Source organism: Mycobacteriales bacterium (genome assembly GCA_036497565.1).
GTDB lineage: Bacteria > Actinomycetota > Actinomycetes > Mycobacteriales > QHCD01 > DASXJE01.
In genome coordinates this window covers 21575-41850 of sequence record DASXJE010000226.1, presented here as the reverse complement: position 1 = coordinate 41850, position 20276 = coordinate 21575, and the positions used below count along the sequence as shown (strand labels likewise).

Below are 20276 nucleotides of genomic sequence, written 5' to 3'. Positions count from 1 at the left end.
GAGTCACACCTGCTGGAGCGCGACCAGGAAAATGGTCAGCGGGCGGGCAGCGGGCACCGGCAACCCCACCGTGGCCAGAACGGCCCCGGAGAACTCGGCTCCGTCGACCGGCCAGGCCGCAGCGCCCGGCCCGCGCGGCCCGACCTGCGTCACCCGGTAGCGCGCACCGGGGTCGAGTCCGGGCACCGTCATCGTGCGGGCGGCGCCGCGATCGGCCAGGTCGACCTGCACCCAGGCCATCAGCGCGGACGAGCGGTCGGCGGCGACCACCCCATGGCTCAGTGCGCTGTCGTCGGATGTCTCGACCCGCACCACCCGCCCGGTGTGCACGAGGGCCTGATGCTCCCGGTAGAGCGCCACCCAGCGGGCGAGTTCCGCGCGCTCGTCCGCGGTCGCGGCGGTGAGATCCCATTCGATCCCGAACTGGCCGAACAGCGCGGTCGCGGCCCGGAAGGCCAGCGGGATGGCCCGCCCGGTCTGGTGGGAGACCGGCGCGGAGATGTGCGCACCCATGTATTCCGATGGCACCAGCTGACCGGTCCACCGCTGGATCGCCTGACGGGCGAGGGCGTCGGTCATGTCCGAGGTCCAGATGCGCTCGGTCCGCTCGAGGATGCCGAGGTCGACCCGCCCGCCGCCGCCGGCGCACGACTCCCATTCCACCTTCGGGTGACGACGACGCAACTCGTCCAGGAGGGCGTAGAAGCCGAGCGTGTGGGCGTGCACGACCGCGCCGCCGGCCCGGGTCTGCGAACCGGCGTCGATCAGGTCGCGGTTGTGATCCCACTTGACGTAGGAGATGTCGTACTCACCCAGCAGTGCGTCGAGCCGCTCGAGCAGGTAGTCGCGCACCTCCGATCGGGACAGGTCGAGGACCAGTTGGTTGCGCTGCAGCGGCGGTACCCGGCCGCCGGTCGAGAGGATCCAGTCCGGGTGTGCGCGGTAGAGGTCGGAGTCGGGATTGACCATCTCCGGCTCGAACCACAGGCCGAATTCCATGCCCCGCTCGCGGACCCGCTCGATGAGCGGCGAGAGGCCCTTCGGCCAGACCGCTTCGTCGACCCACCAGTCGCCGAGGCCGGCGTGGTCGTGGCGCCGGTAGCGGAACCACCCGTCGTCGAGCACGTAACGTCCGACGCCGACCTCGGCGGCGAGGTCGGCCAACGTCAGCAACCGGTCCAGGTCGTGGTCGAAGTAGACCGCTTCCCAGACGTTGAGGTTGACCGGCCGCGGATTGCGCGGGTGGGCGGGCAGGGAGCGCAGGAAACCGTGGAAGGCCGCGGCGAGGCCGTCGAGACCGTCGTCGGCGGCGACGAGGTAGACCCACGGCGTCGTATAGGACTCGTCGGGCCCCAGGACCACCTCGCCGGGGAGCAGCAACTCTCCCCCGCCGATCGTGGTCAGCCCGGAGGGGAGCCGCTCGACCCGGTGGACGTGGTTGCCGCTCCACCCGACGTGCACGCCCCATACGTCGCCGTCGCCGAACCCGAAGTCACTCGTCCCGGCGACGAGCACGGTCGCCGCGTCGTGCCCGGTCTTGCCCCGGCGTCCTTCGCGCACCCAGAGGCCATCGGCGATCGGTCGCCGCTGCGGGACCCGCTCGCGGCCCCAGCCACCGGTGAAGTCGAGGGTCTCGGCGGCGCGCCGCGGTAGCGGGAAGACGACGTCGAGCGCCTGCACGACGTAGCCACCCGGAGCGGTGTTGGTCAGCGTGTGCCGGGTACGGATGGCTCCCCCCGGCAACGTCTCCATGTCGGTAGCGAGCCGGAGGCCGGCGACCCGGTCCTCCGCTTCGACCCGCAGCCGGGGTCCGCTGTCGGACAGCCCGGTCGTCTCGAATGCGGTGGACCAGTCCCGACCGGCCACCGGGTCGTCGCCACCCAGCCGGTAGCCGGACAGCCCCGGTCGGCCGTACCAGCCTCTCGAGTGCTCCGGCAGCAGCGCGCATGCCTGCGACTCGGGGACCGCTGCCTCGATCTGCTCAGCGCTCCGGTCGGCATCGGGGAGCAGCCCCACCCAGTCGATCCGTGGCAAGCCACCGTCGGCCGTGGTAAGCACCACTCCTGTCGTGGGACCGCTGGCCGATGTCGACGGGAACTGCATCAGTAGAACGATACGAGATCGTGGTTGCCCGCGATCGTGGCGTTACGGGTCCCGTCCGCGACCGACGTCGATCCGAGGAACATCGGCCCGAGCTCGTTGGCCATGTCGACCAGGCCGACCGCGATTCCCGGACTCACCGGGAAGTTGACCACCTTGCCGCGGGCCTCGTCGAGGAACGGCTGCAGGTCGATCCCCTCCTTCTTCCAGTGCTGCAGGAAGAGCGGGTCGAGGCTCTTGATGCCGGGCCAGATGTAGCCGCCCTCACCCATGATCTTCTCCGAGGCCGGGCTGCCGAGCCACTTCTCCAGCTCCCACGCCTCCTTCGGGTGCGGGCTTGCGGTGTTGATCGCGTCGACCAGTCCGTTGAAGACGCTGACCCGGCCCTGCGGGCCCGCGGGCAGCGGGAGGACGCCGACCTTGAACTTCACCGACGAGGCGATCGTGCTGGTGTTCCAGTCACCGGCCTGATAGATCGCCACGCGGCCTTCGGCGAAGAGCTGGGTGGCCGTCGATCCGGCGACCTCCGGCCCCATCTCGCCCGCCGGAACGCCGACGTGGTCCTTGTTCATCAGCCCGGTGTAGTACTGGAACGCCTGCTGCGCCGCCGGTTGGGCGAGCGAGATCTTCTTCGAGTAGGGCTTCGGCAGGACCCCGGCGCCGTTCATCGCGAGGAAGCTTCCGTAGCCGGACTGCGGGTCGTTGGCCACCGTGAGCGCGTAGGTCTTGATGTTGCCGGCGTCGAAGCCCGGCGCGCCCATCGACCGGCCCTTGTCGTCGGTCGTGGCTTGCTTCAGCATCGGCGTGAAGGTGCCGCCGCCGTCGGGGTTCCAGGTCAGGTTCTTCGGGATCTTCACGTGGTGCTGGGCGAAGTAGTCCTTGTTGTAGTAGAGCGCGATCGTGTCCCAGTCCTTGGGCAGCCCGTAGATCTTGCCGGCGTGCTGGTGCAGCTTGACCAGGGCCGGGTAGTACTGCGACATGTTGACGTGGTCGCGCTTGATCAGCGGGCCGATGTCCTTGACCATCCCGTCCTGGATCCAGTTGGCCAGGAACGGCGTGTTGACCCAGAACAGGTCGGGTGCGTCGTGGGAGACGTATTCCGAGGTCAGTTTCTGCGGGTAGTTGCCGTAGGGGATCTGCTCGATCGTGACGTGGATGTTGGGGTGCTGCTTCTCGAAGATGTCGATGGACTTCTGGTAGCCGACCTGCTGGGTGGCGTCCCACAGCGCGTAGGTCAGGTTGACGGTCTTGCCGTCGCCGGCCCCGACGTCCGAGGTCCCCCACCCCTGTCCGCAGGCCGCGAGCACGAGCAGTGCTGCCGCGATCAGGGTCGCGACGGCTCCGCGACGACGCAGGCGCTGTCTCATCGGCTTACCCCACCGAGCGAGATCGAGCGGACGATCTGCTTCTGGAAGATCATGAAGAGGATCACCATCGGGATCAGCGCCAGCAGCGACCCGGCCAGCACGAGGTTCCACTGGGTGCCGAAGTTGGACTGCAGGTCGGCGATGCCGACCGTGTTGACCCGCAGGGCGGTCGAGTTGGTGGCGATGAGCGGCCAGAGGAAGTTGTTCCAACCGAACACGAACGCGATCAGGCTTCCCGTGATGAGGATCGGCCGTGACAGCGGCACGATCATCGTCCAGAGGATGCGCACCTCGCTGCACCCGTCGATCCGGGCCGCTTCGATGAGCTCTTCGGGGATCGTCAACAGGTACTGCCGCATCAGGAAGATCATGTACGGCACACCCAGGACGTAGGGCAGGAACAGCGCCCAGTACGTGTTGAGCAGGTGGATGTTGTCCATGATCACGTAGAGCGGAATCATCGTCACCGCGCCCGGAACCATCAGCGTCGCCAGATAGACCCAGAACAACGCGTCCCGGCCCGGAAAGTGCATCCGGGCGAAGGCATAGGCGGCGAGCATCGAGAAGACGACCTGCCCGACGGTGAGGATGACCGTCACCACCAGCGTGTTCAACAGGTAGGTCGTGAAGTGCTGGTCGAAGAGCACCTGGCTGAAGTTGGTCGTGCTCAGGCTCGTCGGCGGGATCCACGGTCGCTCGCCGAGCACGCCGGATAGCGGCTTGAACGAGGCGAATACCGCGAACAGGTAGGGGCAGATGAAGATCGCGGCGACGATGAGCAGCGCGATGTAGTACAAGGTGAGACGCACCACACGAGATGCCGTGGAGGGCGCGCCACCGGTCGCGCCCTTCTGCCTCGCGGGTGTGCCAACAGCGGTCGCAGTCTGGGTAGCCATCGCCTCAGGTCATCTCGTAGACGGTCCGGCGCCTGAAGTAGGCGAATTGCGCGACAGTGAACGCGAGGATGATGAGGAACAGGATCACCGACATCGCCGACGCATCACCGATGTTGAAGGCCACGAAGGCCGACTGATAGATCTGCAGGTTGACGACCTGGGTCGCATAACCCGGGCCACCCTGGGTCAGCACGAAGACCATGTCGAAGACCTGGAACGAGCCGATCACCCCGGTCACCAACACGAACAGCATCGTCGGCCGAAGCAGCGGCAAGGTGATCCTGGTGAATTGCTGGATCTTGCTCGCGCCGTCGACCCGCGCCGCCTCGTAGAGGTGGTTGGGTATCGCCTGTAACCCGGCGAGGAAGAAGAGCATGTTGTAGCCGGCGTACTGCCAGATGTTGGCGAAGGCGATGACCGGCATCGCGGTGGCCGTGGAGGCCAGCCAGGCCGGACCGTGGATGCCGACGAGGGAGAGCAGCGTGTTGATCGCGCCCGTGTTGGGGTCGAAGAACCAGTTCCACACGACTGCCATCGCGACCGGCGTGGCGAGGAACGGAAGCACGCAGATGACGCGCAGCAGACCGGTGGCCGGCAGGTGCCGGTTGAGCAGTATCGCCAACCCGAGCGCAATGGCGGTCTGGATCGGGATGTTCAGCACGACGTAGTACAGCGTCACGAGCAGCGAGTGCGCCATGTGGTCGTACTTGAAGATGTTCAGGTAGTTGGAAAAACCCACGAACTTCGCCGGGCGGAGCAAATCCCACTTGACGAAGCTGAGGATGATCACCAGCACCACGGGGATCAGCAGAAAAAAGATCACGCCGATCAGGCTGGGTGCGAGGAACAACATCGCGAGCCCGGTCTTGCGCTGTGGTCCGCTACCAGCCGGGCGGTCGCTGGTGGCGGTCCCGGCCGCGGCCGGTGGCGCGATGGTCGTCATGTCCGTGAACGCATACGCGAGTGCAGCCGTACCACGACCCGCTGCTCGGCGTACCCGCGCCACAGCGGGTCGTACTGTGCTCCGTCGACCACAAAACCTCCAATGTCAAACAGCCGTCTTACCCGACGAAAGGCGGCCGGTCAACGGTTCGGGGCCGACGAACACGTCGGCCGACCGGGATTCACCCGACGATCCCGCCGTCCGAGGGACGGCGGGATCGTCACGTTTGAGCGAAAAGAGACCTGCCGGTCGGTCGCGGCAGATCTACCAGTAGTGCCGGCGGCCACCGATCGCGCGGCCCGCGGAACCGAGTGCCATGAGCACCAGTCCGACGACCAGCGAGATGATCCCCAGCGTCCACAACACCGGGATGCCGACGATGAAACCGATCAGCATCAACACGATGCCTATGATGATCACAACAGACCTCCAGAAGAACATTCCTGGGCCGCCGATAAAGCGACCTGAATGGAACCCCGTTGCTTTTGTCACGCCTTTATTGCGGCCGGAATCCGGCTTTCCCCACCCCTTCTCAGACTCCTCGCGCGGCGTTTCCAGCCGCAGCCGGCGTGACGATGACCGCATCGTTGTACCCCGGCCGGGCGGTTTCACTCCTGCTCAGGTGAAGGCGACCAACGTCGCCGGATCGGCCAGCATCGCACCGACATCGGCGAGGAACTCCGCACCGAGCTGACCGTCGATGATTCGGTGGTCGAAGGAGACGGCGAGCTGGGTGACCTGCCGGGGCACGATTGCGCCGTCAACGACCCACGGCATCTCCCGAACGGCACCGAAGGCGAGAATGGCTGCCTCACCGGGCGGCAGGATCGGTGTGCCGGTGTCGATGCCGAACACCCCGACGTTGGTGATGGAGATGGTGCCGCCGGCGAGGTCGGCGGGGGTCGTTTTCCCCGACCGTGCGACGTCGGTCAGCTCGACCAGTGCGCCCGCGAGTTCGCGGAGGGTCAGTCGTTCCGCGTCCTTGATGTTGGGCACGATCAGGCCGCGGTCGGTGGCGGCGGCGATACCGAGGTTGACGTAGTCCTTGACGACGATCTCCTGGCGTTCCTCGTCCCAGGTGGAGTTGACCATCGGGTGCCGACGGGCCGCGAGCAGCAGCGCCTTGGCGACGAAGAGCAGCGGGCTGACCTTGACGTCGGCGTACTGCGGCAGCGCCGCGACCTTACGACGCAGCTCCATCGTCGGCGTGATGTCGATGGTGAGGAACTCGGTGACGTGCGGCGCGGTGAAGGCGCTCGTGACCATGGCGGTCGCCGTGTGCTTGCGCACTCCCTTGACGGGGATGCGCTGCTCGCGCGAGCCGGCGCTCGCCGATGCGACCGGACCGGTCGCCGCGGCGCCCTCGATGTCCGCCCGCGTGATCGCGCCCTGCGGACCCGAGCCGGTCAACCCGGCCAGGTCGACGCCGAGGTCCTTGGCCAGCTTGCGGACCGGGGGCTTTGCAAGAGCGGGACCGTCGGCGGGTGGCGGCGTCGCCGCCGGCGCAGTTGCCGGCGCGGTGCTCTTTCGTGGCCGGCGTACGGCGACGGTCGACCGCGGGCCGTAACCCACCAGGACCGAGGTGCGCCCGCCCGGAGCCGGGCCGCCGATCATGCCGGGTTCGACCGGCTCGTCGGCCGACGGCCTGGGGATGTCGGGTACCAGGTCGTCGGTCATGCCGGTCGTCCCTGGGCTGGGCGTCGCTTCGCCGGCGTCGGTGTTGGGCGCGACGTCGACTGTGATGATCGGTGTACCGACGTTGACCGTCGCGCCTTCGGGATAGTTCAACTCCGTGACGACACCGTCGAACGGGCAGGGCAACTCGACCGCTGCCTTGGCCGTCTCGATCTCGACGATCGTCTGGCCGTCGGTGACCGGATCGCCGGGCTTGACGAACCAGTGCAGGATCTCGCCCTCGGTCAGGCCTTCACCGACGTCGGGAAGAGTGAACTGTTTGAGCTGCGGCACCTTCGCCTCCTACCAGGCCAACACGCGGTCAACGGCGTCGAGCACCCGATCGAGGTCGGGTAGGTAGGTCTCCTCCAGTCGGGACGGAGGGTAGGGCGTATCCAGCCCGGTCACCCGCAGCACCGGCGCCTCGAGCGAGTAGAACGCCGCCTCGCTGACTCGCGCGGCGACCTCGGCACCGAGGCCACCGTTGCCGGCGGCCTCGTGCACGACGACGCACCGGCCGGTGCGGCGCACCGACTCCAGCAGCGTGGCGTCGTCGAGCGGGGAGAGGCTGCGCAGATCGAGCACCTCGAGCTCGCGGCCCTCCTTCTCGGCGGCGGTCGCGGCGTCCATGGCCGTCTTGACCATCGGGCCGTAGGCGACGACGGTGACGTCGCGGCCGGGGCGGACGACCCGCGCGGCGTCGATCGGATCGGGCGTCATCGCCGGGTCGACCTCCGCCTTCTCCCAGTAGCGCCGCTTGGGTTCGAAGAAGATGACCGGGTCGTCGCTGGCGATCGACTGCTGGATCATGAAGTAGGCGTCGACGGGGTTGGAGCACGACACCACCTTGAGGCCGGCGACGTGGCAGAACAGCGCCTCGGGCGACTCGCTGTGGTGCTCGACGGCGCCGATGCCGCCGCCGAACGGGATCCGGATCGTCACCGGCATCCGCACGTTGCCGGAAGACCGGTAGCGCAGCTTGGCCAACTGGCTGACGATCTGGTCGAACGCCGGAAAGACGAAGCCGTCGAACTGGATCTCGCAGACCGGACGGAACCCCCGCATGGCCAGACCGATCGCGGTGCCGACGATGCCGGATTCGGAGAGCGGGGTGTCGATGACCCGGTCCTCGCCGAAATCCTTCTGCAGGCCGTCGGTGACCCGGAAGACACCGCCGAGCTTGCCGACGTCCTCTCCCATCACAAGCACCTTGGGATCGGCCTCCATGGCTTTGCGCAGACCCTCGTTGAGCGCCCGGGCCATGGTGTACGTCGTCATTACCGCGTCTCCTCGGCCGTGTCGGCGAACGAGTCGAGGTAGGACTCGAAGCCGGCCCGCTGAGTATCCAGGTGCGTCGAGCCGTCGGCGTAGACGTGGTCGAAGATGGCGAGCGGCTCGGGGTCGGGCATCTCGCGGCACCCCGTGCGTAGCCGGCGCGCGAGCTCGTCGGCTTCGGCATCGAGCGCGGTAAAGAAGGACTGGTCGACGATTTGCTGCTTGTAAAGGAAGGACTTCATCCGCTCCAGCGGATCACGGAGCTTCCAGGCCTCGAGTTCGCTGGCCAGCCGGTAGCGGGTCGGGTCGTCGGAGGTGGTGTGCGCGCCCATCCGGTAGGTGAACGCCTCGATCAGCGTCGGACCCTGCCCCGAGCGGGCGTCCTCGAGGGACTTCTTGGTGACGGCGTACGACGCGAGCACGTCGTTGCCGTCGACCCGGATGCCGGGGAAGCCGAAGCCGTGCGCCCGCTTGAACAGCGGGATGCGGGTCTGGCGCTCGAGCGGCTCGGAGATCGCCCACTGGTTGTTCTGGCAGAAGAAGACGACCGGCGCGTTGTAGACCGCTGCCCAGACGAACGCCTCGTTCACGTCGCCCTGACTGGAGGCACCGTCGCCGAAGTAGGCGACCACGGCGTTCTTGTCCCCGCCGTCGCGCTGCATACCCATGGCATAGCCGGTCGCGTGCAGCGTCTGCGCGCCGATGACGATCGAGTAGAGACCGAAGTTGTGCACGGCCGGGTCCCAGCCGCCGAGGTTCACGCCGCGGAACAAGCCGAGCAGCACCATCGGATCCACCCCGCGACACCACGCGACCCCGTGCTCGCGGTAGGTGGGAAAGACCATGTCGTCGGGGGCGAGCGCCCGGCCCGACCCCACCTGGGCCGCCTCCTGGCCGAGCAGCGAGGCCCAGATCCCGAGCTCGCCCTGGCGTTGCAACGCGGTGGCCTCGACGTCGACGCGGCGCACCAGCGCCAGGTCGCGGTAGAGACTGCGGTAGTCGGCGTCGCTCAGCGACACGTCGTAATCCGGGTGGTGCACCCGCTCGCCCTCAGGCGTGAGCAGCTGGACGAGGTCCGGGTCGCGCTCGCGGGCGGTGAGGCCGGCGACATCGAGATCGCCGGCGGTCACGAAGCTGTCGCCTACGGCCATGCGTCTCTCCTCGCTCTTCGCTCGCCTACGGGATCACCGCGGCGGACGATCAGGCGTCGCCACCCGGTTTCGGGTGTCGACTCCGGGTCGGCGGGCGCCGTGGCTGTCGGGCACGCACCCTCATCGTGGCAGACGACGGCCCTCATTGTGACCGCGCCCGCCCCCTTCAGCCTGGGTCACCCGGCTCGAACGAGCTCGCCGACCGCCAGCGGGGCGGACAGGACGTTGCCGGGCGGGGCCAGCGGACACTGCCAGCGTGGGTCGTAGGCGCACGACGGGTTGTAGGCGAAATTCAGGTCCACGACCAGCTTCCCGGCCCGGACGTCGCCACCCAGATCGGCGCCCTTGACGGTGTCGAGGAGGTACCGCCCGCCGCCGTATGTCTTCGGCCCCGCCAGCCCGTCGCGCACCGGCAGGAACACGCCGCCGCCATAGGAGTCCAGCCACCACACGTCGAGCGAACCGAGATCGGGCAGCAGCACCCGGCCGATCCGTTCGAACGGCACGACACCATCGGTCGCAGTCGGCACCTCCCAGCGCTGCGCGGGCAGATCGGTGTCGACCCCGACGACGAACCGCATCGCCGGGTCGTACGGCGCATAGGGCAGCCCAGCGAACCCGGCCCGCTCCTCCGGCGGCAGCGGTGAATCCGGGTGTCCCGCGAACAACTCGTCGCGCCCCGCCCGCCACCGCGCATGAGCCGCGGCCGGATCACCCGACCCACGCACCTCCTCGTAGAGGTCGTGCACCCGGCGGCGCCAGTCGAGCAGGCTCAGCGTGGTCATTCCCCCAGGGTGGCATCCCCGCCGGGCGGCTCGGCCGCCGGCGCAGGTGCCGCGGGATTGCCGGGTGCGGCGGGACTGTCAGGAGGTGCGGGATTGCCAGGGGATGCGGGGTAGCTGGGCGCGGAGTCGTAGCTGTGGCCGGCGGGGCTGGTCCAGGTGCAGCGCTCGTCACCGTGCCGAGTGAGGCGCCAACCGCCCTCGTGTTTGGCCCGGTGGTGGCGGCGGCAGAGCGCACCCATGTTGGCCGCGCTGGTCGATCCTCTCCCGAACGGGACGGTGTGATCGAGGTCGCAGCGGGCCGCCGGGATGTTGCACCCGGGGAAGCCGCAGACCCGGTCGCGGGCGAGCAGGAACTCGGTGAGATCCGCCGGTGGCCGGTAGGTCGTGCGTCCGTAGTCGAGGAGTCGTCCGGTGCCGGGTTCGAGGAGCAGCCGGCGCCACATCCCCTCCGCGGCGATCCGGCGGGCCGTCTCCGCGGTCACCGGGCCGTAGCCCGCCAGCTCACCGGGTTCGTCGCCGTCACCCAGCAGGGTTTCGGCCGACACGGTGACCTGGATGTGCGGGCGGCGGCCGTGGCGGGTCGGCAGGTCGGGGTCGGAAAGGGTCGCGGCGGCGAGCCGGGTGAGCGCATCGGCCCGCCGGGCCTCGATCGGCGGATTGTCGCTCACGCCGCCGGATCCGCCGCCGGCCATTCCCGCAGCCACTGTGTCGAGGGCGGTCATCACGACGGCAGCGTCCTCCGCGGGCAGCTTGGCGTAGAGCTCGGCCATCCCGTCCTCGACCGGCCACATGCGCACGCACCGTTCGCCTATCGCCTGACGGTGCGCCTCCGCCGCAGCCCGCGGATCGACGGCGATCACGACCCGCCGGAGGGTACGGCGCAGCTCGGCGAGGGTCTGGTCGGGCGCCTTCGGGAGGACACGGGCCTCCACGGCCAGGGCGCCGGCGGCGTCGAGGTTTTCGGTCGCCTCCGCGATCGCCACGGCCTTTCGATAGTCGACCGACCCTGCCTCCAATGCCCGGCGCACCCCGGGCAGTCGCCGGACCAACATGCGGGCCACCTCCAGCCGACGGTCGGCGGTGCAGGTCGACAGGTGCAGCGCCGCGGCGACCTCTTCCCGCGTCCAGTCATCGGCCGACAGGACCTCGTCCGGCTTGCCGTCGAGCGCCGCGAGCACATCCTGTTGCGCCGCGGCCACCCAGGCCGCCGCCTTCTCCCACGCGGCGAGCATGTCGACCTGGGCACCGGGCGACACCGACCGCGGATCGATCGACCGCAGCGCCGTCATCACCGCCGGCCCAGGGGCAGCCGCGCGCAGGGCCGCGACCTTGTCCCCGCACGTATCGACATCTTGCAAAGATTCGAACATGCGTTCGATTCTAGTGAACGACGCCCGCCACCCGCGGCGCCGAATTCCTCCTTGTGGACAACCACCAGCAAGGCCTCTGGCGGCCGACGAACTGCAATCCAGAGGTTGCACTTCAATCAGGCACGTGCAACCCTGAGGATGCAGGTCAGACCTGCGAGCACCCCGGCCGAGAGGACACCGCCATGGACGACCGCATCCAACGAGAAATCACGATCAACGCCCCGCTCGACCGGGTCTGGGAGCTCGTCACCGAACCCGGCTGGTGGGTGCCGAGCGACGTACCGCAGCCCGCCGACCGCCATCCCGGCGCGGTGACCATGCGCAAGAGCGAGAAGTACGGCGCCTACCCCGTCGAGGTCGTCGACATCACGCCACAGGCCTACGCCGCCTTCCGGTGGGCCAGCCTCTTCCCCGGCGACGACCTGCGGGACGGCCGGACGACCCTGGTCGAGTTCCACGTCCAGCCACTCGACTCCGCCGTCCGGGTGACCGTGGTCGAGTCCGGGTTCGCCACCCTCGACGCGCCTGAGCAGGCTCGCCAAGAAGGTCTCACCGGCAACACCGGCGGCTGGGAGGAAGAGCTCGCCTCGCTGCGGACGCGGTCCGAATCGCCCGGCCAGGCGTGAGCGCAGCGACCGATCGGGTCTTCGTCGCACTGTCCGACCCGACCCGGCGCGAGGTACTCGATGCGTTGGGCCGCCGCGCGGCATGCAGCGCGACGGAGCTCGCGCGGGTGCTCCCGGTGTCACGGCAGGCTGTCCTCAAGCATCTGAGTGTGCTGCGGGACGCCGACCTCGTCATCAGCACCCGCAAGGGCCGCGAGGTGGTCTTCCAAGTGCGATCCGAGCAGCTGCTGGCGACTGCATCCTGGATGCAGTCGCTGGCGGCGAGCTGGGACGACCGGCTCGCAGCGTTGAAGGAACGCGCCGAGGCGCCGGCCCGGGACTGACTCCCGACCTGACGCGCGCCCTGAGCAACTCGATTGCACACTCTTCCGGTGGCTCGGGAGACTCCTCGGATGCCGACGCTCGAGGACCTGCTCACCGAAGGGGAGTCCGTGCCCGTCGAGGGCTGGGACTTCTCCTGGTTCGACGGCCGGGCCACCGAGGAACGTCCGCCCTGGGGCTACTCCCGGCTCATGGCCGAGCGGATGGCGAAAGCCTCGGCCGCGCTCGACATCCAGACCGGCGGCGGTGAGGTGCTCGCGAAAGTCACCGCACCACCCGCAGTGCTGGCCGCAACCGAGTCGTGGCCGCCCAACATCGACATCGCCACCCGCATCCTCGCGCCGCTGGGTGCGACGGTGGTCGACGTACCCGACACCGCCGACCTGCCGTTCCCCTCGGACACCTTCGACCTCGTCGTGAGCCGGCATCCCACGGTGGTGTTGTGGAACGAGATCGCGCGCGTTCTGCAGCCCGGCGGGACCTACCTCTCGCAGCAGGTCGGTTCGGGCACGGTGCATGAGCTCACCGACGCGATGATGGGGCTGCAGCCGATCGGCCCGGAGCGGAGCGTCCCGCGGGCGATCGCTGACGCCGAGTCGGCGGGGCTCGCCGTGGTCGACCTGCAGGAGGCCGCCCTCCGGATGGAGTTCTACGACCTCGCCGCCGTCGTGGTCTTCCTCCGGAAGGTCATCTGGATCGTGCCGGGTTTCACCGTCGACCGATACCGACGACACCTCGCCGCGCTGCATGACCGGATCCAGAACGAGGGTCCCTTCGTGGCCTACTCCCGACGGTTCCTCATCGAGGCGCGGAAGCCAGCAGAGTAAGCGCCTCCTGAAGGTTGTGCTCGGCGATTCCCTGCATCGCTGCGCGGTCCGGGAAGTCGCCTTCGAGCAGTCGCAGCGGTCCAGCGACGAGTGACAGCCGCATCGCGAGCAGATAGAGATCGAGCCGCTGCCGATCGAGCCCGTTCGTGCGGAGCACGTCGTAATTCTCGCCGAAGCGGATGCGCAGGAACACGTGCTCCCACTCGACGTCGAAGTACAAAAGGCCCTCGATGTCGATCAGTACCGGCCGACCGTTCCCGTCGACCAGCACATGGTCCGGCCCGAGCTCCCCGTGAATCAGGCCGTACGCCGACCGCGGACGCACCGCGGCGCGCAGCTCCTGAAGAAGATCCGCCAGGTGGCCACGCACGGCGGCGACCCGCGCGTCGCGCGCGGCTGCGTCGGCGAGATCGTCGAGCGCATGAGCGAACACCACCTGCTCGCACGACAGGCCGTCGGATATCCCGCCGGCATCGACGAAAGCGACCTTGCCGAAACCGGGCCCGGCGTACCGCTGCATCTCATCGAGCGCATCGGCGAGTTGGGCCAGACACATGGCCCCATGCTCGGGGTCGTCCCGCAGCAACGCCTCCAGTGAGCCGCCAGGCACATCCTCGACCAGCGCGACATCGGCCTGCCCGGGCTCTCCACCCGCGTCGACACGGAAGATCCGCGGCGACCGGATCCCCAGCGCCTCCAGCCGCCGGTGAGCGGCGTCGAACAAATCGAGTCCGGACGAGTGCGAGAACGGGTCGGCGTGGTTGTCGGCATCGGCCCGGGTCGGCCAGTAGTCCTCGGCGGCGCTCCAGACATAGGCGATCGCCGTCGGTCCCGTATCGAGGCTGAGCCGATACACGCCCTTCTTGCTGCCGCCCCGAAGGCGCTCCGTCGCCACGATTCGACGGTCGGCACCGAAGGCCGCATGCACGGCGGCCGAGAGCCGATCACCGGTGTCGGATCGCGTCTCCACGCTCACTCACCCCCGACCAGCGCCGGCGGCAGCGGTTCACGGTGGAGTACGACGAGCCGGCTGACGGCCCGGGTCAGTGCGACGTAGAGCTGCTGCAGGCCGCGGTCCCCCGCGGCGATCTGCGCCGGCTCGACGAGCAGCACGTGGTCGAACTCCATCCCCTTCACCAGATCCGCTCCGACCACCGACACGCGCTCGTCCGGCGCTTCGCTCCCGGCGTCGACGACGGCGTGCCCGACACCGGCGGCGGTGAGAGCGGCGGCGAGCGGCGGGATTGCCCGGCGTGCAGCGATGATCCCGACCGACCCCTCGAAACCGAGCAGCTCCGCGGTGACCGATGCCACCGTCGTCGCGACCGGGCCGTCGACCTGCCGGATGTGCAGCGGGTCCCGGCCGGTGCGCAACGACGTCGCCGGCGAGAGGCCCGGTGCGATGTACGGCAGCAACCGGCCGGCAAGTTCGAGTACGGCGCCCGGGACCCGGTAGCCGCGGGTCAGCATCTCGATCGAGGTCTCGGGTTTGCCCAGGGCGGCCAGCATGCTCGGCCAATCGCGCGCCGCCCACGGCGTCGTCCCCTGCGCCAGATCGCCGAGCACGGTCATCGACCCGGTCGCCGCCCGCCGGCCCACCGCCCGGCACTGCATCGCCGACAGGTCCTGCGCCTCATCGACGACCACGTGCCGGAATCCGGGTTCCCGCTCGAGCAGACCGGTCACCTCGTCGAGGAGCACGGCGTCGGCCACCGTCCATCGGACCCGGCCCAGGGACCGGGGTGGGCTCGGCCAGAGCAGCGTCGCCTGCTCTTCGGCGTCCAGCCGGTCGCCGGCCGCGGCGGCCAGCGCGTCACGGTCACTGAACAGCCGGGCCAGCAGGGACTTTGCCTCCACCACCGGCCAGAGGGTGTCGACCATGTCCCGGACCGGCGCGGAGCGGGCGACCCGCGCGGTGTCCCGGTCGGTCGGGGCTCCCCCGTCCTCCTCCCGCTGGCGGCGGACGTCGGCCGCGATCAGCGCGCGCAGCCGGTCCCGCGCGTCGGAGTAGCGCAGATCCCCGCGCCGGAGGTCGTCGACGTAGCGGCGCAGCCGCTCCGGCGGCACCCGGTAGCGCCGCGAGCCGATCGACACGAGCACCGACTCCTCGGGCCGCCGGATCCCGCTGTAGACCGCGCGGCGCAGCACGGCCGCCATCCGGACATCGCCCTTCAGACGGGCGGCATCCGGTCGGTCGACGCCGCGCACCGGCACCGCGCCGACCAGTTCGTCGACGGTGACCTGGGTGACCCCGACCTCGCCCAGCGCGGGCAGCACGGCGGCGATGTAGCCGAGGAAGGCGCGGTTGGGGCCGACGACGAGTACGCCGGACCGGCGCAGCTGCGCGGGATGGGTGTAGAGCAGGTACGCCGCCCGGTGCAGCCCGACCGCCGTTTTACCGGTCCCGGGCGCACCCTGCACGGCGAGGCTCCGGTCGAGGTCGGCGCGCACGATCTCGTCCTGGTCGGGCTGGATGGTCGCCACGATGTCGCGCATCGGGCCGACCCGGGGACGTTCGATCTCCTGCCGGACGATGTCGCCGACATCGCCGTCGTCGGGCCGGTCGAGCAGCTCGTCCTCGTACGACGTGAGGTCGGCATGGCTGAACCCGTACCGCCGACGACGGACCACACCCATCGGATCGGCCGACGTGGCGCGGTAGAAAGCCCGGGCCACGGGAGCCCGCCAGTCCACGACGATCGGTTCGCGATGTTCGTCCCTGATGTGCCGCCGGCCGAGGTGGTGGGTCTCCGCCGCGGTGTCGATGCGGCCGAAGAACGGCGGGGCCGTCGGGTCGGCGCGCAGGGCCGCGAGCCGGCGGGCCCGCAACGCACCGAGGCTCTCGCTACTGAAGGAATCGGCGCCCGGATCGCTGATCTGCTCGGCCTCCACCTGCATCAGGAGGAGGGCGGCGCGGGCCTGGTCGAGGTGGTGACGTTCGGCGGACAGGACTGGGTCATCGACGTTTTGGCGCACGGTCGGACGACGTTACCCGTGCGCGGCCGGGCGACCTACCGAATTTCGGCTCAGCCGCTGACCCGGCGCTCCTGCACGTCCCGGCCGACAGCCTGCAATGCATCGTTGACGTCCGGATGCGACTGCGCGACCAGCACATGGGTGAGACCGCGGGAGAGCCCGGCCAGGTGGAGCACCAGGTAGCCCAGCTCCTCGGCCGAATGACCGGCGAGCAGGGAGCGGGTGGTCGCCGCGACGCTGTCGGCCTCGCTGTCATCGAAGGTCGTCCACAGGGTGAGCAGCGCCATGGCGGTCTCGGCGAGCTCCTGGTGCGGGCGGCGCTCTCCGCGACGCTCGATCAGGCCGCTGGCCTGGGCAGCCCGGTCCCGCGCCTGCCGGGCGAGCCGCGCCAGTTTCAGCCGCAGGTCGCCGAAGGGCCGCTCGCCTGGCGTCATGTACCGACCGTACGCCGCCCGGCCCGACGATCTCGTCTAGAGCAGATTCGGGTGCGATCCGCCGCGCTCAGCCGCCAAAATAGACCTCGAGTTCGGCGACCGACGTGAAATGGGCGTCGCCGCCCGGCTGTCCGATGATCCGCACGCCGTCACCCCAGGTGGCGGCAAAGCGCATCGTGTAGGTCGTGTTATTTCCGGCGCTCGGGTCGTAGGGGTAGTCGGGCGTGATCTTCATCCCGTCGACGTCGACCCACCGGGAGCTCTGCCGTACCTGCACCCGCAGGCCGCCGTCGTACGGCGAGAACCATCCGCCGTCGGGGAACATCGTCCCGGTCGTGTAGACGACCCGATCGATCCGGTAGGGCCGGGAGAAGGTGTAACCCCAGAAGTCGATCAGCTTGTTGGTGCCGTCGAAGCTGTCCTCGCTCTTGGTCTTGTCACCGTCGCTGAGGTACTTCCAGTTCGCGAAGTGCACGCACGTGCGGATCGTGGTGACGTCGGCACCGGTGCGGGCGAGGTTGTCGCCGGGGCCCGGCGTGGCCGGCGTCTGTCGCCGGTACGGCGTCAGGCGCAACCGGCGGAGATTGAAGTTGTAGTTGTCCGCCGGCGTCGGCACGGGCGCGTTCCACCAGTTGCTCTGCACCCACATGTCGCGTCCGTCGGAGCTGACGAACTTCGCCGGGATCGTCGTCCCGTATCCGCCGTTCTTCGGCGTGTGCTCCGTGTCGTTCATCCGGTACCACGGGACCAGGCCCTCGTTCTGGTAGAGGAAACGCTTCCACGGACCCCACGGCGTCGGTGACTCGTAGAACTCGAAGCTCGGGTCCGTCCACGACGTGTAGAGGTAGCGGTCGAATGCCGGGCTGTAGATCACCCCGCCCTGCGAGACGACCGTGAGGTTGCCCGAGTTGCCCGGCCGCAGGTCGAGGTATCGGCGCAGCGGATCGTGCAGCGTCGCCACCTTGTCCTCGATGTGCGGGCTCCACCCGGGTACGCCGTTCCGGTCGGTCCCGGTGAAGAACTCCCACTTGCTGCGATCCTGCACCGCCGTCTGCGGCACGCGCGCGAGATAGAGGTCGACCGGGTCGGGAACCGTACCGGCGCCCGACGTACGCCAGTTCCAGTCCATTCCGTAGGCGTAGACGTAGCTGCCGTCCTTGCGGCCGAGCGCGGGCACGGCGTGCTCGGAATTCTTGCCGAAGTCGAGGAAGAAGATGGTGGTGAAGCGGTGCTCGGTGAACATGGGCGCGCTGGTCTTCTGCCACGTGTGCCCGTGGTCGTCGGACCGTGAGATGCTCGCGTTGGGTACGTCGTCAAAGGCGTTGGTCCCCGACTTCAGGTCCTGGATCGCGAGGTAGAGCACGCCACCGACACAGACCATGCCGGTGGGCTTGCGGTTGTACTGGCTCGGGTCGCCCCAGATCGTGCCGACCTCGTCGGCCTCGGCCAATTTCTCGCCGGTCAGGCCGGTCTCGGGCGTCCCGTCGATCCGGTTGACGACGACGTCCTTGAAGGGCTCGTCGCTGAATCCGCGACCGTCGCCGTTGGCGGCGTAGACGCTGTCGTCGTCGGCCCAGCAGTTGGGCCACAGGTCGCCGTCGCTCGTCGTCGCGGCGACCGAACCGGCCTCCTCGATGAACACCGTGGAGAAGAACGTGCTGTCGACCTCACCACCGGTCTCGTCGACGACGCCTGCGGCGCCGGAAGATCCCGCAGTAGCCACGTCCGTATCGGCTGCGCGGGCGACACCGGTCGGGTCGAGTGCTACTCCGGCGACGACGGCCCCCGTGACAGCTGTGCTGCCGAGGAATCGGCGCCGCGAGATGCCGGTCGTCTCGTCCCGAGGCCGCGCTGAATCACCGGATGTGCCCTGCATGCTTGACCTCCGCGGTCGTGTCATCGCGCTGCCGCGGCCCTCGCCCACCGCCGAGAAACCGATTCCCGAGGGAACCTAGATCTCGGCCGTTCCGGTGTCAAGACACCGGCAGGAGCCCCAGATCGCCGAGGATCTCGCGAATCGCCGCGCGGTGTTCCGGCGACAAAGGCGGCAACGGCGCGGCCGGTCGGTCTCCGCCGCCGACCAGCATCCCCGTCGCCACCTTGAGCGCAGACAGCCAGAAACCTTGCGACAGGATCTCGAAAGCCGTCTCGATGCGCTGCTCGGCCCAGTGGAGTGCGTCGTCCTCACCATCGCCGGCGGCGCGAACGAGGTCCTGCAGTGCGCCCGGAATCACATTTTCGAGGCCGGACACGAAGCCGTCCGCGCCCATGCGCAGAAACTCGGCTGCGCGCCGCTCCTGCGTCCCCTGCAGCACGGTGAAGTCGGGCCGGGACAGCGTGACGAGCCGGCGGAAGTAGTCGGTGTCACCGCTGCTGTCCTTGATGCCGACGACATTGTCGTGGCCGGCCAACTCGGTGACGACGTTCCACCCGATCGGCTGGTGGGTGTTCTGCGGGATGTTGTAGAGCACCAGCGGCACGGCCGACGCGTCGGCGAGATCCGCGAAGTGCCGGGTCAGTGCGGCCTCGTCCGGCGCCGGGTAGTAGTACGGGGTGCACGCTGCGACGAAGTCGACCGATGTGGTGGCGCGCCGGAGGTTTCGTCGCGCTCGCCCGGTGCCGGTATCGCCGACGCCGACCATGAGGGTCGCCCGGCCCGCGACCTGTTCGGCGACGGCGTCGACCAGGCGATCGGCGACGCCGTCGTCGAGCACCGGGAGCTCTCCCGTCGTGCCGAGCAACAGCAGGCCGTCGACCCGGCCGAGGACACGGTCGACCTGCCGGGCGAGAGCCGGCTCGTCGAGCTTCTCGTCGTCGTCGAGCGGAGTGACGAGCGGGCAGATGATTCCGCGGGGGCCGAGCGGCACGACGTCTCCAATCAGACGGATCGCATCAGCGTAGTGTGCTCAGCGCGAGAAGGATCTCACCCGTTCTGCCGGCATTTCGCGATCGCGCTGACCGCCTTCGCCTTGTCCTTGGCCGGGATGGGCACCCCCGCGGCATTACCGGCGACGTAGCGGTTGATCGCCGCAGCCGGCGCGAACTTGGTGAAGATGTCGGCGTAACACTCGGCGAGCGCCTTGCCCGGATTGGCGAACTCGGGATCGTTCTCCAGCTTGACCACGAGCTTGGCCTTGTCGACTCCCGGTTGGTGGCTCGCGCTGCCGCTGCTGCTGCATCCGACGACGCTGATGCTGACGCCGAGCGCGAGTACAACGGCGGCCAGGGTCCGCCGACACCCTGCCGATCTCACGACGCAGACCTCTTCCGCCATCGACAACCGTCCGCCACCCGAGACTAGTGCGTTCCTCCTCGGGGACCGGGGTTCACCCGCGACGGGTGATGCGGCGGGGCCCGACCTCCGATGATGGTTGATTTCCCCATACCGGGGGACCATCGAGCAGCCGGAGCGACGATGACACCCAATCACGATGTGTCACGGTTCCCCGGCGCATACGATGACTAGAACAATGCCGGGGAACACCACGACGCGACCCCTCCACGGCCGCCGACGACGCCCCGGTAGGCGGT

Annotated in this window: 19 protein-coding genes; 3 read left to right on the top strand and 16 right to left on the bottom strand. The window is 69.1% G+C overall.

What is annotated here, in order from left to right; genetic code table 11:
• Positions 1–3: 3 nt before the first annotated feature.
• The 10 genes from VGH85_18365 to VGH85_18320 all read right to left on the bottom strand — a co-directional run bounded on the left by VGH85_18365 (position 4) and on the right by VGH85_18320 (position 11561).
• Complete coding sequence (locus tag VGH85_18365) at positions 4–2103, bottom strand: alpha-galactosidase (GenBank protein HEY2175774.1); 2100 nt, start codon at positions 2101–2103, stop codon at positions 4–6.
• Positions 2103–3467, bottom strand: a complete 1365-nt coding sequence (locus VGH85_18360) for a sugar ABC transporter substrate-binding protein (protein HEY2175773.1) — start codon at positions 3465–3467, stop codon at positions 2103–2105. The genes VGH85_18365 and VGH85_18360 overlap by 1 nt, the downstream gene beginning before the upstream one ends.
• Positions 3464–4276, bottom strand: coding sequence for a carbohydrate ABC transporter permease (locus VGH85_18355; protein ID HEY2175772.1), 813 nt, complete (start codon positions 4274–4276; stop codon positions 3464–3466). Before VGH85_18355 ends, VGH85_18360 begins: the two co-directional genes overlap by 4 nt.
• A 91-nt stretch (positions 4277–4367) precedes the next feature.
• Positions 4368–5306: a sugar ABC transporter permease gene (locus VGH85_18350; protein HEY2175771.1), complete on the bottom strand. Its 939-nt coding sequence runs from the start codon at positions 5304–5306 to the stop codon at positions 4368–4370.
• Between the two features lie 264 nt (positions 5307–5570).
• Positions 5571–5726, bottom strand: coding sequence for a DUF6131 family protein (locus tag VGH85_18345; protein ID HEY2175770.1), 156 nt, complete (start codon positions 5724–5726; stop codon positions 5571–5573).
• A 198-nt stretch (positions 5727–5924) separates the two neighbouring features.
• The gene (locus tag VGH85_18340; GenBank protein ID HEY2175769.1) at positions 5925–7274 is read right to left on the bottom strand and encodes a dihydrolipoamide acetyltransferase family protein; all 1350 of its coding nucleotides are present in this window, start codon (positions 7272–7274) and stop codon (positions 5925–5927) included.
• 9 nt (positions 7275–7283) lie between these two features.
• A complete protein-coding gene (locus tag VGH85_18335) occupies positions 7284–8243 on the bottom strand; it encodes an alpha-ketoacid dehydrogenase subunit beta (protein HEY2175768.1) in 960 nt (319 codons plus the stop codon).
• A 14-nt stretch (positions 8244–8257) separates the two neighbouring features.
• The gene (pdhA, locus tag VGH85_18330; protein HEY2175767.1) at positions 8258–9406 is read right to left on the bottom strand and encodes a pyruvate dehydrogenase (acetyl-transferring) E1 component subunit alpha; all 1149 of its coding nucleotides are present in this window, start codon (positions 9404–9406) and stop codon (positions 8258–8260) included.
• A gap of 176 nt (positions 9407–9582) precedes the next feature.
• Positions 9583–10191 carry a DUF1684 domain-containing protein gene (locus tag VGH85_18325; protein HEY2175766.1) on the bottom strand — a complete coding sequence of 203 codons (609 nt, stop codon included), beginning with the start codon at positions 10189–10191 and terminating at the stop codon, positions 9583–9585.
• Positions 10188–11561, bottom strand: coding sequence for a DUF222 domain-containing protein (locus VGH85_18320; GenBank protein ID HEY2175765.1), 1374 nt, complete (start codon positions 11559–11561; stop codon positions 10188–10190). The genes VGH85_18325 and VGH85_18320 overlap by 4 nt, the downstream gene beginning before the upstream one ends.
• Before the next feature lie 182 nt (positions 11562–11743).
• Between VGH85_18320 and VGH85_18315 the strand changes: the two genes are divergently transcribed.
• From VGH85_18315 to VGH85_18305, 3 genes are all read left to right on the top strand, one after another.
• Complete coding sequence (locus tag VGH85_18315) at positions 11744–12187, top strand: SRPBCC domain-containing protein (protein HEY2175764.1); 444 nt, start codon at positions 11744–11746, stop codon at positions 12185–12187.
• Positions 12184–12510 (top strand): metalloregulator ArsR/SmtB family transcription factor, encoded by a 327-nt coding sequence (locus VGH85_18310; protein ID HEY2175763.1) that lies wholly within the window; start codon positions 12184–12186, stop codon positions 12508–12510. The genes VGH85_18315 and VGH85_18310 overlap by 4 nt, the downstream gene beginning before the upstream one ends.
• A gap of 69 nt (positions 12511–12579) precedes the next feature.
• Positions 12580–13335: a class I SAM-dependent methyltransferase gene (locus tag VGH85_18305; protein HEY2175762.1), complete on the top strand. Its 756-nt coding sequence runs from the start codon at positions 12580–12582 to the stop codon at positions 13333–13335.
• Here VGH85_18305 and VGH85_18300 read toward each other — a convergent pair.
• The 6 genes from VGH85_18300 to VGH85_18275 form a co-directional block, all read right to left on the bottom strand.
• Positions 13307–14305 (bottom strand): phosphotransferase, encoded by a 999-nt coding sequence (locus VGH85_18300; GenBank protein HEY2175761.1) that lies wholly within the window; start codon positions 14303–14305, stop codon positions 13307–13309. The two genes, VGH85_18305 and VGH85_18300, sit on opposite strands and share 29 nt — an antisense overlap.
• 2 nt (positions 14306–14307) lie before the next feature.
• Positions 14308–16311, bottom strand: coding sequence for an AAA family ATPase (locus VGH85_18295; GenBank protein ID HEY2175760.1), 2004 nt, complete (start codon positions 16309–16311; stop codon positions 14308–14310).
• Between the two features lie 50 nt (positions 16312–16361).
• Positions 16362–16745, bottom strand: a complete 384-nt coding sequence (locus VGH85_18290) for a hypothetical protein (protein ID HEY2175759.1) — start codon at positions 16743–16745, stop codon at positions 16362–16364.
• 67 nt (positions 16746–16812) lie between these two features.
• Positions 16813–18468: a DUF4185 domain-containing protein gene (locus VGH85_18285; protein HEY2175758.1), complete on the bottom strand. Its 1656-nt coding sequence runs from the start codon at positions 18466–18468 to the stop codon at positions 16813–16815.
• Positions 18469–18718: 250 nt separating this feature from the next.
• The gene (locus VGH85_18280) at positions 18719–19612 is read right to left on the bottom strand and encodes a dihydrodipicolinate synthase family protein (protein ID HEY2175757.1); all 894 of its coding nucleotides are present in this window, start codon (positions 19610–19612) and stop codon (positions 18719–18721) included.
• 56 nt (positions 19613–19668) lie between these two features.
• Positions 19669–19998 (bottom strand): hypothetical protein, encoded by a 330-nt coding sequence (locus VGH85_18275; GenBank protein HEY2175756.1) that lies wholly within the window; start codon positions 19996–19998, stop codon positions 19669–19671.
• Between the last annotated feature and the right edge of the window lie 278 nt (positions 19999–20276).

Coding starts and splice junctions, on each gene's coding strand:
- VGH85_18365 (HEY2175774.1), bottom strand. CDS start 2,103: ATGCAGTTCCCGTCGACATCGGCCAGCGGTCCCACGACAGGAGTGGTG.
- VGH85_18360 (HEY2175773.1), bottom strand. CDS start 3,467: ATGAGACAGCGCCTGCGTCGTCGCGGAGCCGTCGCGACCCTGATCGCG.
- VGH85_18350 (HEY2175771.1), bottom strand. CDS start 5,306: ATGACGACCATCGCGCCACCGGCCGCGGCCGGGACCGCCACCAGCGAC.
- VGH85_18335 (HEY2175768.1), bottom strand. CDS start 8,243: ATGGCCCGGGCGCTCAACGAGGGTCTGCGCAAAGCCATGGAGGCCGAT.
- pdhA (HEY2175767.1), bottom strand. CDS start 9,406: ATGGCCGTAGGCGACAGCTTCGTGACCGCCGGCGATCTCGATGTCGCC.
- VGH85_18325 (HEY2175766.1), bottom strand. CDS start 10,191: ATGACCACGCTGAGCCTGCTCGACTGGCGCCGCCGGGTGCACGACCTC.
- VGH85_18320 (HEY2175765.1), bottom strand. CDS start 11,561: ATGTTCGAATCTTTGCAAGATGTCGATACGTGCGGGGACAAGGTCGCG.
- VGH85_18315 (HEY2175764.1), top strand. CDS start 11,744: ATGGACGACCGCATCCAACGAGAAATCACGATCAACGCCCCGCTCGAC.
- VGH85_18305 (HEY2175762.1), top strand. CDS start 12,580: ATGCCGACGCTCGAGGACCTGCTCACCGAAGGGGAGTCCGTGCCCGTC.
- VGH85_18290 (HEY2175759.1), bottom strand. CDS start 16,745: ATGACGCCAGGCGAGCGGCCCTTCGGCGACCTGCGGCTGAAACTGGCG.